The sequence below is a fragment of the Microbacterium flavescens genome (assembly GCF_018588945.1).
In the GTDB taxonomy this organism is placed as follows: domain Bacteria; phylum Actinomycetota; class Actinomycetes; order Actinomycetales; family Microbacteriaceae; genus Microbacterium; species Microbacterium flavescens.
On sequence record NZ_JAFIWA010000001.1, the window covers coordinates 356,432 to 369,784 of the forward strand.

14 protein-coding genes and 1 tRNA gene are annotated in these 13,353 nt (G+C 69.3%); 14 read left to right on the top strand and 1 reads right to left on the bottom strand.

The annotated features are described in order from the left end of the window. Window positions 1-25 precede the first annotated feature (25 nt). The 5 genes from JX005_RS01680 to JX005_RS01700 all read left to right on the top strand — a co-directional run bounded on the left by JX005_RS01680 (window position 26) and on the right by JX005_RS01700 (window position 5,641). On the top strand, window positions 26-1,387 hold the full coding sequence (locus JX005_RS01680; protein ID WP_214465664.1) for a flavin monoamine oxidase family protein: 1,362 nt from the start codon (window positions 26-28) through the stop codon (window positions 1,385-1,387). Further along, window positions 1,384-2,262: a universal stress protein gene (locus JX005_RS01685; protein WP_214465665.1), complete on the top strand. Its 879-nt coding sequence runs from the start codon at window positions 1,384-1,386 to the stop codon at window positions 2,260-2,262. The genes JX005_RS01680 and JX005_RS01685 overlap by 4 nt, the downstream gene beginning before the upstream one ends. Next, window positions 2,259-3,815, top strand: a complete 1,557-nt coding sequence (locus tag JX005_RS01690; protein ID WP_214465666.1) for an APC family permease — start codon at window positions 2,259-2,261, stop codon at window positions 3,813-3,815. Before JX005_RS01685 ends, JX005_RS01690 begins: the two co-directional genes overlap by 4 nt. Before the next feature lie 40 nt (window positions 3,816-3,855). After that, window positions 3,856-5,220 carry an NAD-dependent succinate-semialdehyde dehydrogenase gene (locus JX005_RS01695; protein WP_214465667.1) on the top strand — a complete coding sequence of 455 codons (1,365 nt, stop codon included), beginning with the start codon at window positions 3,856-3,858 and terminating at the stop codon, window positions 5,218-5,220. A gap of 133 nt (window positions 5,221-5,353) precedes the next feature. Beyond that, a complete protein-coding gene (locus tag JX005_RS01700; RefSeq protein ID WP_214465668.1) occupies window positions 5,354-5,641 on the top strand; it encodes a GIY-YIG nuclease family protein in 288 nt (95 codons plus the stop codon). A gap of 186 nt (window positions 5,642-5,827) precedes the next feature. Here JX005_RS01700 and JX005_RS01705 read toward each other — a convergent pair whose 3' ends face one another. Further along, on the bottom strand, window positions 5,828-6,445 hold the full coding sequence (locus tag JX005_RS01705; RefSeq protein WP_214465669.1) for a hypothetical protein: 618 nt from the start codon (window positions 6,443-6,445) through the stop codon (window positions 5,828-5,830). Window positions 6,446-6,508: 63 nt separating this feature from the next. Here JX005_RS01705 and JX005_RS01710 point away from each other — a divergent pair, with 63 nt between their 5' ends. The 9 genes from JX005_RS01710 (at window position 6,509) to JX005_RS01750 (ending at window position 13,339) form a co-directional block, all read left to right on the top strand. Then, window positions 6,509-6,946: a pyridoxamine 5'-phosphate oxidase family protein gene (locus tag JX005_RS01710; protein ID WP_214465670.1), complete on the top strand. Its 438-nt coding sequence runs from the start codon at window positions 6,509-6,511 to the stop codon at window positions 6,944-6,946. A gap of 142 nt (window positions 6,947-7,088) precedes the next feature. Beyond that, a tRNA-Trp gene (locus JX005_RS01715) sits at window positions 7,089-7,161 on the top strand. Between the two features lie 93 nt (window positions 7,162-7,254). Continuing rightward, a complete protein-coding gene (gene secE, locus JX005_RS01720; protein WP_214466053.1) occupies window positions 7,255-7,524 on the top strand; it encodes a preprotein translocase subunit SecE in 270 nt (89 codons plus the stop codon). An 81-nt stretch (window positions 7,525-7,605) separates the two neighbouring features. Then, window positions 7,606-8,688, top strand: coding sequence for a transcription termination/antitermination protein NusG (gene nusG / locus JX005_RS01725; RefSeq protein WP_214465671.1), 1,083 nt, complete (start codon window positions 7,606-7,608; stop codon window positions 8,686-8,688). Window positions 8,689-8,790: 102 nt separating this feature from the next. Beyond that, a complete protein-coding gene (gene rplK / locus JX005_RS01730; protein ID WP_055959966.1) occupies window positions 8,791-9,222 on the top strand; it encodes a 50S ribosomal protein L11 in 432 nt (143 codons plus the stop codon). A 15-nt stretch (window positions 9,223-9,237) separates the two neighbouring features. Continuing rightward, the gene (gene rplA / locus JX005_RS01735; RefSeq protein WP_214465672.1) at window positions 9,238-9,927 is read left to right on the top strand and encodes a 50S ribosomal protein L1; all 690 of its coding nucleotides are present in this window, start codon (window positions 9,238-9,240) and stop codon (window positions 9,925-9,927) included. Between the two features lie 251 nt (window positions 9,928-10,178). Next, window positions 10,179-11,792: a LuxR C-terminal-related transcriptional regulator gene (locus tag JX005_RS16345; RefSeq protein ID WP_214465673.1), complete on the top strand. Its 1,614-nt coding sequence runs from the start codon at window positions 10,179-10,181 to the stop codon at window positions 11,790-11,792. Window positions 11,793-11,932: 140 nt separating this feature from the next. Continuing rightward, window positions 11,933-12,262 (top strand): hypothetical protein, encoded by a 330-nt coding sequence (locus JX005_RS01745; protein ID WP_214465674.1) that lies wholly within the window; start codon window positions 11,933-11,935, stop codon window positions 12,260-12,262. A 9-nt stretch (window positions 12,263-12,271) separates the two neighbouring features. Continuing rightward, entirely contained in the window at window positions 12,272-13,339 is a 1,068-nt protein-coding gene (locus JX005_RS01750; protein ID WP_214465675.1) for an NAD(P)H-dependent flavin oxidoreductase, read from the top strand. Window positions 13,340-13,353 lie beyond the last annotated feature (14 nt).

The following is a 13,353-nucleotide window of genomic DNA, read 5'->3' on the forward strand; positions in this document are numbered from 1 at the left end:
CGCGCGCACTGACGAAGGAGTCCCCATGACCGAGATCACGCGCGACGTCGTCATCGTCGGCGCCGGCGCCGCCGGCCTGACCGCGGCTAACGAGCTCAAGAAGGCGGGACTCTCCGTCGTCGTGCTGGAGGCGCGCGACCGCGTGGGCGGGCGGCTGTGGACCGACGTGGTCGACGGCGCGATGCTCGAGATCGGCGGCCAGTGGGTCTCGCCCGACCAGGAGGCGCTGAAGGAGACGATCGCCGAGCTCGGGCTCGAGACGTACAGCCGCTACCGCGAGGGCGACTCGGTGTACGTCGACCGGGACGGTGACCTCACCCGGTTCACGGGCGAGATCTTCCCCGTGCCGCCCGCGACCGAGAAGGTCATGGTCGAGCTGATCGAGAAGCTCGATGCGATGGTCGCCGAGATCGACCCCGACCGTCCGTGGGAGCACCCCGACGCCGAGGCCCTCGACCGCGTCTCGTTCGAAGCGTGGCTCGAGCAGCAGACCGACGACCAGGAGGCACGCGACAACATCGCTCTCTTCATCGCCGGCGCGATGCTGACCAAGCCCGCATACGCCTTCTCGGCGCTGCAGGCGCTGCTGATGGCCGCGAGCGCCGGGAGCTTCTCGAACCTCGTGGACGCCGACTACATCCTCGACGAGCGCGTCGTCGGCGGGCTGCAGCAGGTGCCGCTCCTGCTCGCGGAGCGCCTCGGCGACGACGTCGTGCTCGGCCAGCCGGTCATCGAGGTGCACACCGACGGCGACGGCGTCACGATCGTCACGGACGGCGGCGTCACCGTGCGCGCGCGGTTCGTGATCCTCGCGCACGCCCCGATCCTCTACCCGTGGATCGAGTTCGACCCGCCGCTCCCCAGGCTGAAGCAGCAGATGCACCAGCACCTCTCGATGGGCTTCGTGATCAAGGTGCACGCCGTATACGACCGCCCGTTCTGGCGCGAGCAGGGCCTCTCCGGCACCGCGTTCAGCCCGTACGAGATCGCGCACGAGGCCTACGACAACACCAATCACGGCGACGAGCGCGGCACGCTCGTCGGGTTCGTCTCCGACCGCAACGCCGACGACCTCTTCCGCGTCTCGGCGGAGGAGCGGAAGGCCCGCATCCTCGAGTCGCTGTCGCACTACTACGGCCCCGAGGCGCTGAACCCGACCGTCTACTTCGAGAGCGACTGGGGTGCCGAGGAGTGGACGCGGGGCGCGTACGCCGCGAGCTTCGACCTCGGCGGCCTCGCCCGCTACGGCGCCGACCTGCGCACGCCCGTCGGACCCATCCACTTCGCCTGCAGCGACATGGCAGGCGCCGGATATCAGCACGTCGACGGCGCGATCCGCATGGGTCGCCTGGTCGCCGCGAACATCGTCGAGGAGACACGCGCATGAGCTCGCGCATCGTCGTGGGATACACCGCGACCGACGCCGGGGCAGACGCCCTGGCTCTCGGTGCACGCCTGGCCCTGGCATCCGATTCCTCCCTCCATGTCGTCGTCGTCCTCCCCGGCGAGGAGCGCAGCGTGATCACGCCGCCCGACGCCGGCTACGACCGGTACCTCCGTGAGCAGGCCGAGACGTGGCTGAAGGATGCCGCGGCCACCGTGCCCGAATCGGTGCGCCTGCGCACCCACGTCCGCTTCGGCGAGTCCTTCGCCGCCGGGCTCGTCGACACCGCCCACGACGTCGGGGCATCGCACATCGTCGTCGGCGCCGCCAACGGCGGCCGGCGGGGCCGCCACCGCCTCGGGACGGTCGCCAGCGAGCTGCTGCACTCGGCCGACGTGCCGGTGGTGCTCGCACCCGAGGGTGCGCGCCGCATCGACCCTCTCAGCGGGATCACGCGCATCACCGCCGCGATCGGACTGCGTCCCGGCGCTGATCTGCTGCTCGAGGAGAGCGTGGCGCTGGCGTCGTCCACCGGGGCGGAGCTGCGTGTCGTCTCGCTGGTCGCCATCGACCTGCCCGCGGGCATCGCCGGCAACGAGTCGGCCGCGTCGCACGCCGACGAGGTCTTCGTCCACGTCCGCCGCGCCCTGCCGAAGGGGATCGACGCCGAGGCCGTGGTCGGACTCGGAGACAGCGTCGAGGACGCCGTCGCGCATCTCAGCTGGGAGCCCGGAGAGATCGCGGTGGTCGGCTCGAGCCGACTCGCGCGGCCCCGCCGACTGTTCCTCGGGTCGACCGCGGCGAAGATGCTGCACGAGCTGCCCGTTCCCATGATCGTCGTGCCCCGCACGCGCAAGAAGAAGGGCGAGAGGTCATGACCGACACCCGCGGAACCGAGACCGTGAGCGGCGAGCCGGTCACCGGCACGCTGTCGAAGAAGGGCCTGAGCGCCGGCACGGTCGGCATGGTCGGCGCCGTCGTCATCGGCATCTCGACCATCGCACCCGCCTACACGCTCACCGCCTCGCTGGGCCCCACGGTTTCGGAGGTCGGCTTCCAGGTGCCGGCGATCATCATCGTGGGCTTCCTGCCGATGCTGCTCGTCGCGCTCGGCTACCGCGAGCTCAACCGCCTCATGCCCGACTCCGGCACGTCGTTCACGTGGGGTGTGCGCGCGTTCGGGCCGTGGATCGGCTGGATGACCGGCTGGGGACTCGTCGCGGCCACCGTGATCGTGCTCTCGAACCTCGCGGGCATCGCCGTCGAGTTCCTGTTCCTGCTCATCGACCAGATGGCGGGCAGCCCGGGCACGATCGCGGAGCTCGCCTTCAACCCCTTCATCAACGTCGCGGTCTGCCTGCTCTTCATGGCCGGTGCGACGGTCGTCTCGTACCGCGACCTGCAGACGACCCAGAAGCTGCAGTACTTCCTGGTCGGCTTCCAGGTGCTCGTGCTGCTGCTCTTCTCGGTGGCAGCGCTCGTGCACGTGGCCAACGGCACGGCGTTCGATGCCAGCCCGGTCGAGCTCTCGTGGTTCAACCCGTTCGCCGTCGGCGACTTCGGCGCGGTCGTCGCCGGTCTGTCCCTCTCGATCTTCATCTTCTGGGGCTGGGACGTCGTCCTCACGATGAACGAGGAGACGAAGAACCCCGAGAAGACCCCGGGTCGTGCCGCCACCGTCACGGTGCTGATCGTCGCCGGCCTCTACCTGCTCATCTCGATCTCGCTTCTCGCCTTCGCGGGTGTCGGCACGGGCGAACTCGGCCTCGGCAACGAGGAGATCCAGGGGAACGTCTTCTTCTACCTCTCCGACCCGGTGCTCGGGCCCCTCGCCTTCCTGGTGTCCCTGGCCGTGCTGACCAGCTCGGCCGCGTCCCTGCAGTCGACGGCCGTCGGTCCCGCGCGGACGCTCCTCGCGATGGGGCACTACAAGGCACTGCCCGACAGCTTCGCCCGGGTGAGCCCGCGGTTCTTCACGCCGGGCTACGCGACGATCGTGTCGGCCGTGGTGGCGTCGGTGTTCTACGCCGTGATGCGGTTCCTCAGTGAGAACGTGCTGTGGGACACCATCACCGCGCTCGGCATGATGATCTGCTTCTACTACGGTCTGACCGCGTTCGCCTGCGTCTGGTACTTCCGCAAGCAGTGGTTCGACAGCATCCGCCTGTTCTTCTTCACTTTCCTGTTCCCGCTCGTCGGCGGCGTCATCCTGGCCGTGCTGTTCGTCATCACGCTCGTCGACAGCATGGACCCCGACTACGGCAGTGGATCGAACGTGGCCGGTGTCGGCCTGGTGTTCATCCTCGGTGTCACGATCATCCTCGCCGGTGTGGTCATCATGGTCTGGCAAGCGATCAAACGTCCGGCATTCTTCCGCGGTCAGACACTCGGAATGGATGCGCCGGAAAGCCTTCGACGTAAGCGCCGCTGAGCGGCAGACTGTGACCACCCACCCGATCGGAGAGAACACCATGAGTGAGTACGCCGTCGTCAACCCCGCCACGGGCGAGACCCTGGCCACCTACCCGACGATCACCGACGACGCCCTCGAGGCGGTCATCGCCGGAGCGGATGCCGCGTTCCGCACGTGGCGGACCACACCCGTGGCCGAACGCGCCGCACGCATCCGCAAGGTCGCCGAGCTGCACCGCGAGCGCCGCGACGAGCTCGCCGCGATCATCGTGCGCGAGATGGGCAAGCCGCTGGAGGCCGCCCTCGGCGAGGTCGACTTCGCCGCCGACATCACCGAGTACTACGCCGACCACGTCGACAAGATCACGGGCGACCAGCCGATCGACATCGACGGCGAGGGCACCGCGGTCATCCGCCGTTCGGCGCTCGGGCCGCTCCTCGGCATCATGCCGTGGAACTTCCCCTACTACCAGGTCGCCCGGTTCGCTGCGCCGAACATCGTGATCGGCAACACGATCATCCTGAAGCACGCCGGTCAGTGCCCCGAGTCCGCCGCCGCGATCGAGAAGATGTACGCGGATGCCGGACTCGGCGACGGCGTGTACACCAACGTCTACGCGTCCAACGAGCAGGCAGCCACGATCATCGCCGATCGCCGCGTGCAGGGCGTCTCGGTCACGGGATCGGAGCGCGCAGGCGCGGCGGTCGCGGAGGTCGCGGGCCGCAACCTCAAGAAGGTCGCGCTCGAACTGGGCGGATCCGACCCGTTCATCCTGCTCTCGACCGACGATCTCGAAGGCGCCGTCCAGGCGGCCGTCGATGCGCGCCTCGACAACACGGGCCAGTCGTGCAACGCCGCCAAGCGGTTCATCGTCGTCGACGGGCTCTACGACGAGTTCCTCGAGAAGTTCACGGCGAAGATGACCGAGGCGAAGGTCGGCGACCCGTTCGCCGAAGACACCGTCCTCGGTCCGCTTTCCTCGCTCACCGCGGCCGAGCGCCTGGCCGAGCAGGTCGACAAGGCGGTCGCCCAGGGTGCGACCCTGGTCGCCGGCGGCTCCCGCGACGGCGCGTTCTACCCGGGCACGGTCCTCACCGACGTCACCCCCGACATGGACGCGTACGGCGAGGAGTTCTTCGGGCCGGTCGGCATCGTCTACAAGGTCGCGGACGAGGACGAGGCGGTGAAGATCGCGAACGACACGAGCTTCGGTCTCGGCTCGTACGTCTTCACCACGGACGAGGACCAGGCCGCCCGCGTCGCCGACAAGATCGACGCCGGCATGGTCTACGTCAACGTCGTCCTCGCGGACGAGCCCGGCCTGCCCTTCGGCGGCGTGAAGCGCTCCGGCACGTCGCGCGAGATGGGCCTGCTGGCGGCGGACGAGTTCGTGAACAAGAAGCTCATCCGCATCGGAGCCTGACGCCTCCCGCGCCCGTCGCGCGTTTCGTCTCGCTTCGCTCGCTCAACGACCCGCACCTCCGGGTCGTTGAGCGAGGAGCGAAGCGACGAGACGAAACGCGTCGGGTGTCGGTGCGCGCCGGTACGGTCCGACGATGGCGTTCACCTACATCGTCCGGTGCGCGGACGGCACGTTCTACGTCGGCAGCACGCTCGACCTGGGCCGTCGGATTGACCAGCACAACGGGGGCATGGGCAGCGCCTACACCCGACGCCGGCTGCCGGTCACGCTCGTATGGAGTGGTGAGTTCTCGTCGGTCGCGGACGCGTTCGGGTGGGAGAAGCGCATCCAGGGGTGGAGCCATGCGAAGCGCGAGGCGTTCATCGACGGGGGGCTCGATGCGGTCCGCGGGTGGAGTGCCCGCACTCGGAGCTCTCCGTAGGGAGACGCGTTTCGTCTCGCTTCGCTCGCTCAACGACCGGTACCTGCGGGTCGTTGAGCGAGGAGCGAAGCGACGAGACGAAACGCGTTCCCGTGCGAGGAGCGTTTCGTCTCGCTTCGCTCGCTCAACGACCCGCACCTCTGTGCCCGGCACCACCGGGATCGCGTTTCGTCTCGCTCCGCTCGCTCAGCCGGCGGCGGCGCGGGCCTCGGCCAGCGCCTCCTCGGCCCACTGCACCTGCTGCGGCGTGCCCCAGCGGGTCGCGGCATCCCGGGCCTTCTCGAACTCCGCCACGGCGTCGCCGACCCGCCCGGCGTCGAGATGCGACCACCCGGCGTTGTTGTGCAGCGACACCGTCCACCGCAGCGTGCGGGGATCGGTCGTGCCCTCGAGCACGTCGAGCGCCCGCGCCGTCCACTCAGCGGCGTGATTCACGTCGGCGATCGCCAGCATGTGCAGCGCGTCAACCCGCAGGAAGGTGAGATCGGCGGCGGCTGCGGCATCCGCGGCGAGTTCGAACAGCCCGATCGCAGCGCCGGGATCCCCGGCGGTGCTGCGCAGCCGTCCGCGCTCGAGTGCTACCCGCACGGCCGCTTCGGGAGACGTGACGGGGGTCGTGCTGAGGATCGCCTCGGCCTCGGAGAAGCGCTCCTGAAGGCCCAGCGCGCGGGCCACCTGCGTGGCGAGCTCCGCGCGGGTCGAGGCATCCGTCTCGGCCTCCGCGGCAGTGCGGAGGCGCGTCTCCGATCCGACCGGGTCGCTGAAGTCCCACAGCTCGTCGAGCACCGCCTGCGAGAGGGTCATGAGCGCATGTTAGACCCGGCGCCGGGGGTGTCGGCCAGGGGTTGTGCGCGAGAGGATGGTGTCATGGCTGACACACCGGACCCCGTCGTCGCGCTCACCGAAGAGCAGTGCTGGGCGCGTCTGCGGACGCAGGAGCTCGGCAGGCTCGTGACCCACGTCGGCGACGTGCTCGACATCTTCCCCGTGAACTACATCGTCGACGACGAGACCCTGCTTTTCCGCACCGCGCAGGGCAGCAAGCTGTTCGAGCTGACCGTGAACGACGAGGTGCTGTTCGAGGTCGACGACCACACCGACACCGATGCCTGGAGCGTCATCGTGCGCGGCCGGGCGCACGCGCTCGACTCGTCCGAGGAGGTGCAGCGCGCCGACGGGCTGGGGCTGCGCCCGTGGATCCCGACGCTCAAGTACACCTACGTCCGCGTCGAGCCCACGTCGCTCTCGGGGCGTGCGTTCGAGCGTTCGCCGGAACCCGACCGCTACGGCGTGCAGCAGTACTGACGATTCGCGGGGCTCTTGACCATGCCGTACACTGGAGCGTGCAGTTGAAGTCTGCATTCTTTCGCCGTGCCCGTCGTCGGTGCGGCTCCCTTTCGCTCAGGTGTCGGGGGAGAACGCGGGCAAACGAGGTCTCCGGACTTCTAGGGCGGTAGCTCAATTGGCAGAGCAGCGGTCTCCAAAACCGCAGGTTGCAGGTTCGATTCCTGTCCGCCCTGCGCGTCAGCGCAACGTCGACAAGACAAAGTCGGCGGTTGACTACACAGTGAGCCGGCCCACGCCGGCGCACGGAAGGTAATCAGGTGGCATCGATGGTTCAGGACGAGCCGACGGGCGAGGTCGTCCCCGCGGGCGGCGCACCCCGCGAGAAGAAGCCCAACGTCTTCGCGCGGATCGCCATGTTCATCCGTCAGGTCTTCGCCGAGCTCCGCAAGGTCGTCACTCCGACGCGCCAGGAGCTGCTGAAGTACACGGCGGTCGTGCTCGGGTTCGTCGTCATCATGATGGCGATCGTCTACGGTCTCGACGTGCTGTTCGTGTGGATCACGGCGTACGTCTTCGGAGTGCCGGGCGCATCCTGAGCCGCCTGAAGGCCCCGAACAAGCTGAGGGGTCCCGCGGATGGGGATTCAACCCACCGCAGAAGGAACGGAAGAGAACGCAGTGTCTGAAAGATTCTTCGACGACGCCGACTGGGCGACGGCGGCCGAGCAGTCCTCCGAGGACGACGAAGCCCAGGAGGGCAACGTCCTCGCACAGGAGGACGCGGCCAACACCCCCGCCGAGCACGTCGCGATCCACATCGTGGACGACGCTGCCGTCGACGACGGCGACCTGGACGACATCGACATCGACGACCCGGAGGCAGACGCCATCGTGAACGACGCCCTGAACCTGGACGAGGCCGCGGAGACCGAGGCTGCGGCCGAGGTCATCAACGACTCGATCGCCGAGGAGGTCGCCGAGCTCGAGGCCGAGGCCGCTGAGGAGGTCACCCCTTACGACGGTCCCGACGTGAACGGCGACGAGGACGAGTCCTCCGCCGACGCGGAAGGCTCCGACGCCTCTGGCGAAGCCGACGCCTCTGGCGAAGCCGAGGGCGACGAGGACTCCGACGAGGAGGAAGACCCGTACGAGGCGTTCCGCACCGAGCTGCGGTCGCTTCCCGGCAAGTGGTACGTCATCCACTCCTACGCGGGCTTCGAGCGCAAGGTGAAGGCCAACATCGAGCAGCGCAAGTCGACGCTCGAGGTCGAGGACGACATCTACCAGGTCGAGGTCCCGATGGAGGACGTCGTCGAGATCAAGAACGGCCAGCGCAAGATGGTCACGCGCGTGCGCATCCCCGGCTACGTGCTCGTGCGCATGGACCTCAACGAAGACACCTGGTCGGTCGTGCGCCACACGCCCGGTGTGACCGGCTTCGTCGGCAACGCCCACAACCCGACCCCCCTCCGCTTCGAGGAGGCCTTCAACATGCTGAAGAGCCTCGTCGAGATCAAGGAGACGGCCCCCACGAAGGCCGGCGCCGCGAAGAAGGGCGCCGCTGCCGCGGCGCGCGTCATCCCGGCCGAGATCGACTTCGAGGTGGGCGAGACGATCACCATCAAGGAGGGCTCGTTCGCGGGTCTTCCCGGCACGATCAGCGAGATCAAGCCCGAGAGCGGCAAGCTCACGGTCCTCGTCTCGCTCTTCGAGCGCGAGACCCCCGTCGAGCTCAGCTTCGACCAGGTCACGAAACTCTAGGACTTCCCGGGGCTCGACCCCGGGGGAACCGCTGTTCGGAGATGCCGAGCGTGCGGGAGAAGCGGATGCGCGAGCATCCGGTTCGATGAAAGGAAAACAAGAATGGCACCGAAGAAGAAGGTGACCGGCCTGATCAAGCTTCAGATCAACGCCGGTGCAGCCAACCCGGCGCCGCCGATCGGGCCCGCGCTCGGTCAGCATGGCGTCAACATCATGGAGTTCTGCAAGGCGTACAACGCCGCGACGGAGTCGCAGCGCGGCAACGTCATCCCCGTGGAGATCACCGTCTACGAGGACCGCAGCTTCACGTTCATCCTGAAGACCCCGCCGGCCGCCGAGCTCATCAAGAAGGCCGCCGGCGTGCAGAAGGGCTCGTCGACCCCGCACACGACCAAGGTGGCCAAGCTCACCAAGGAGCAGGTGCGCCAGATCGCTGAGACGAAGCAGCCCGACCTGAACGCGAACGACATCGAGGCTGCCTCGAAGATCATCGCCGGCACCGCCCGTTCCATGGGCATCACGGTCGAGGACTGAGGGGTAAGAGGAATCATGGCAACCAAGTCCAAGGCCTTCCGGGCCGCAGCCGCCAAGATCGAGGCGGACAAGTTCTACACCCCCACCGAGGCTGTCGCGCTCGCGAAGCAGACCGGTTCGGCGAAGTTCGACTCGACCGTCGAGGTCGCGCTCAAGCTCGCTGTCGACCCGCGCAAGGCGGACCAGATGGTGCGCGGCACCGTCATCCTCCCGCACGGCACCGGCAAGACCGCCCGCGTCATCGTGTTCGCGACGGGTCCGGCCGCTGAGGCCGCGATCGCCGCGGGTGCCGACGAGGTCGGCGGCGCCGAGCTCATCGAGAAGGTCGCCGCCGGCTGGACCGCGTTCGACGCGGCCGTCTCGACGCCCGAGCTCATGGGCCAGGTCGGTCGACTGGGTAAGGTGCTGGGTCCCCGTGGCCTCATGCCGAACCCCAAGACCGGCACCGTGACCCCCAACCCGGCCAAGGCCGTCGAGGAGATCAAGGGCGGCAAGATCGAGTTCCGCGTCGACAAGCACGCCAACGTGCACTTCGTCGTCGGCAAGGCTTCGTTCTCGGCCGAGCAGCTCGACGAGAACATCCAGGCCGCGCTCGAAGAGATCGTGCGCCTGAAGCCCTCGAGCTCGAAGGGTCGCTACATCCAGAAGGGCGCCGTGTCGACCACGTTCGGCCCCGGCATCCCGCTGGACGTCAACTCCATCTGATCCTCGGATCGGAACGTACGGGGCTCCACCTTCGGGTGGGGCCCCGTTTCGCTTCGCCTGGCGACGGTAACGGCGGAGATGGTGCGGAACACGCCGGTTCGGGATACCGCGCCCCGGCGTGTCGGGCACGATCTCCGATTCTGTGCTGCTGGTCCGTGCCTTGCGGGCGGGGCTGTCGGGGTCTACCGTCCAGACGAGGCGGCGGGGTCCAGCCCACGGACGCGCCGGCTCGGGCGGAGGACGTGATGGCCGTGGCTGAAGCTGTCGAGCTCGGCCGGATCGCGGCGGTCGAGCAGCGCTGGCGCGCGGTCTGCGAGATGCTCGGTCCGATCGGGTCCGAGCTGAGCGCGCCCGATCTCGAGCTGCTGTCCATGGCGTCGTACCTGCGCGGGCAGACCGATGCGGCGTTCACGTGGTTGCGGGCGGCTCACGAGGCGCATCTGTCCGCCGACGACGCCGTCGGTGCGGCGCGCACGGCGGGATGGATCGCGATCGAAGCGCTCGAGGTGGGCGAGACGGCGCTGAGCGCCGGGTGGGTCGCGCGCGGCCTCAGACTCGTCGAGGGGCTGGGGGAGTCGACGCCCGTGGGCGGGCTGGTGGCGCTCGTGCCGGCCGCGCTTGCTGCGATGTTCGTCGGCGACCTCGAGGAAGCCCTGCACCGCTTCGAGGGGATCGCCGCAACGGCCGAGCGCAACGACGATCGCGAGCTGGCGGCGCACGCCGCGCTGGGTCGCGGGATCTGCCTCACGACAAGCGGAAGGATCGCCGAGGGATTCGCCTCGCTGGACCAGGCGATGGAGACGGTCTCTGCCGAGGACGTCTCACCGGTGACGATATGCCTGACCTACCGCATCGTCCTCGACCTCTGGCATCAGGCGTTCGACCTCACGCGCGCTGAGCAGTGGACCTCCGCCTTCGCGCAGTGGTGCCGCGAGCAGCCGGAGCTCCTGGCGTACACCGGGCAGGCTCACGCGTACAGCGCGCAGCTTCTGCTGCTGCACGGCGACTGGGCGGCGGCGTCGTCGTCTGCCACGCTCGCGGAGGAGAGCCTCCGGGCGGGCGACTTCACAGCGAGGTTCGTCGCCAACTATCAGCTCGCCGAGCTGCATCGACTGCGCGGGGAGTTCCGGGCGGCGGAGGACCACTACGACCGCGCGGGCACCACGGGATGGGAGCCGCAGCCGGGCCTCGCACTCCTTCGCCTCGCCATGGGTGACGCTTCGGGTGCGCAGACCATGCTCCGCCGGAGCCTCGGAGGCGCAGACCGAGCGCGGCGTCCTTCCCTGCTGCCCGCCGTCGTGGAGGCCGAGATCGCAGCCGACGACATCGTCGCCGCCCGACGCGCGGTCGACGAACTGGTGGGCGTTTCCGGCTCGAACCCGACCGCCCTGCTCTCCGCCTTCGCAGCGACCGCTGAGGCTCGCGTCCTCCTCGCCGAGGGCGACCACGGTCGCGCACTCGCACGAGCCGAGTCGGCGCGGTCGGGGTGGGCCGCGGTAGGGGCGCCGCACGAGGAGGCGCGGTGCCGGACCCTGCTCGGACGGATCCACGCGGAACTCGGCGACGCGGCGGTCGCCGCAGACGAGCGGGAGGCGGCGCGCGCGGGGCTGCTCCGCATCGGCGCCCGTGCTGCTCTGGCCGAGCTGACGGCGTCGGCGGGCGGGAAGGCCGCCGGCCCCCTCACCCCACGTGAGGCCGAGGTGCTGCGGCTCGTTTCGACCGGGCTCAACAACCGCGGCATAGCGGGTCGCCTGTCGCTCAGCGAGAAGACGGTCGCCCGCCACCTCAGCAACATCTTCGCCAAGCTGGGCCTCTCCTCGCGTGCCGCTGCCACCGCCTACGCCTATGAGAACGGCCTGATCTGAGCCGCAGCTCGGTCGAGGATCCCGCTGTCTGCACATGCGGCGGTCGTCCCGTCTGCATAGTTCTGCCCATCGCAGCCCTGCCCAGAAATGGGCGAATCGCTCGACGCGCCCGGCCGGATGCCGCTCCTAACGTTGGGGCCATGGACGTCCCCGTCATGGCAGGCATGATCGCGACGATGGTCTTCGCGATCAGCAACCTGCCGATGCTGCGCAAGGCGCTGCGCACCCGGGACGTCTCGTCGTACAGCCTGCCGAGCATGATCATGATCAACGCCGCCAATGCGGTGTACTCGCTCTACGTGTTCACGCTGCCCTTCGGGCCGATCTGGGCGCTCCACACGTTCTACGTGATCTCCTGCGCGATCATGCTGGCGCTGTGCGTCCGCCAGCGCCGGTCGGCTGCATCCCGAAAGCAGGCGGTGCGAGCCGCTCGGCGACTCATCGGTGCCGGACGGTCGACCGATGCGTAGCGTAGGGGCATGGCTGCATCCCTCGCGCACCTCCTCGGGATCGACGTCCCCATCGTCCTCGGCCCGTTCGGCGGTCTGTCGTCGGTCGAGCTCACCGCGGCCGTGAGCGACCGCGGAGGACTCGGCTCCTACGGCCTGTACGGCTACTCGGCCGAGCGCATCCACGACACGATCGGCGCGCTGCGCGCCGCGACGGCGCGGCCCTTCGCGGTCAACATCTGGCTGCCGACCGGTGACGAGGTGACGCCGGCCGACGTCGACCTCGAGCCTGCGCTCCAGGCGCTGGCACCGCTCTTCGACGCCGTCGGCGTCGCACTTCCCGACGTTCCGGCGCGATTCCTGCCGGATCCGGCCGAGCAGCTGGAGGCGATCATGGATGCCGCGCCCGCCGTGCTCAGCCTCGTCTTCGGCGCGCCCGACCCGCGCCTGGTCGAGACCGCGCACAGCCGCGGCATCCGCGTCATCGGCACCGCGACGACGGTTGCCGAAGCCGTCGCCCTCGAGGGGGCCGGAGTGGACGCCGTCGTGGCGAGCGGAGCGGAGGCGGGCGGCCACCGCATCTCGTTCCTGGAGCCCGCCGAGCGGTCGCTGATCGGGACGTTCGCGCTCGTACCGCAGGTCGTCGACGCCGTGCGCATACCCGTCATCGCCGCGGGCGGCATCGCCGACCGGCGGGGCGTAGCCGCCGCTTTCGCGCTGGGCGCCGCCGGTGCCCAGGTCGGCACCGCATTCCTGCGCACCGGTGAGTCGGCGGCGACCGACGCGCACCGGCGTGCGATCGCAACCGCTGCCGACACCGACACCGTGCTGACGCGGGCGATGAGCGGAAGGCTGGCACGCGGCATCCAGAATCGCGCCACCCGGGAGATCGAGACGAGCGGCGTGATCCTGCCCTTCCCGGCGCAGAACTGGCTCACCGGGGTCTTCCGCGCCGAGGCGGGCAGGAAGGGCGACGGCGATCTCGTCTCGCTGTGGGCAGGGCAGGCAGCGGGGCTCGCGACACGGGATGCTGCCGCCGACGTCTTCGACGATCTCGTCGCCGGCCTGCCCACGCGGCCCGGAGGCAATACGGCGTAACGCGATGAAATTCC

What these genes read in the sequence shown, in the direction of transcription:
- JX005_RS01680 (WP_214465664.1), top strand. Translation starts at nt 26, where the DNA reads ATGACCGAGATCACGCGCGACGTCGTCATCGTCGGCGCCGGCGCCGCC.
- JX005_RS01685 (WP_214465665.1), top strand. Translation starts at nt 1,384, where the DNA reads ATGAGCTCGCGCATCGTCGTGGGATACACCGCGACCGACGCCGGGGCA.
- JX005_RS01690 (WP_214465666.1), top strand. Translation starts at nt 2,259, where the DNA reads ATGACCGACACCCGCGGAACCGAGACCGTGAGCGGCGAGCCGGTCACC.
- JX005_RS01695 (WP_214465667.1), top strand. Translation starts at nt 3,856, where the DNA reads ATGAGTGAGTACGCCGTCGTCAACCCCGCCACGGGCGAGACCCTGGCC.
- JX005_RS01700 (WP_214465668.1), top strand. Translation starts at nt 5,354, where the DNA reads ATGGCGTTCACCTACATCGTCCGGTGCGCGGACGGCACGTTCTACGTC.
- JX005_RS01705 (WP_214465669.1), bottom strand. Translation starts at nt 6,445, where the DNA reads ATGACCCTCTCGCAGGCGGTGCTCGACGAGCTGTGGGACTTCAGCGAC.
- JX005_RS01710 (WP_214465670.1), top strand. Translation starts at nt 6,509, where the DNA reads ATGGCTGACACACCGGACCCCGTCGTCGCGCTCACCGAAGAGCAGTGC.
- secE (WP_214466053.1), top strand. Translation starts at nt 7,255, where the DNA reads ATGGTTCAGGACGAGCCGACGGGCGAGGTCGTCCCCGCGGGCGGCGCA.
- rplK (WP_055959966.1), top strand. Translation starts at nt 8,791, where the DNA reads ATGGCACCGAAGAAGAAGGTGACCGGCCTGATCAAGCTTCAGATCAAC.
- rplA (WP_214465672.1), top strand. Translation starts at nt 9,238, where the DNA reads ATGGCAACCAAGTCCAAGGCCTTCCGGGCCGCAGCCGCCAAGATCGAG.
- JX005_RS01745 (WP_214465674.1), top strand. Translation starts at nt 11,933, where the DNA reads ATGGACGTCCCCGTCATGGCAGGCATGATCGCGACGATGGTCTTCGCG.
- JX005_RS01750 (WP_214465675.1), top strand. Translation starts at nt 12,272, where the DNA reads ATGGCTGCATCCCTCGCGCACCTCCTCGGGATCGACGTCCCCATCGTC.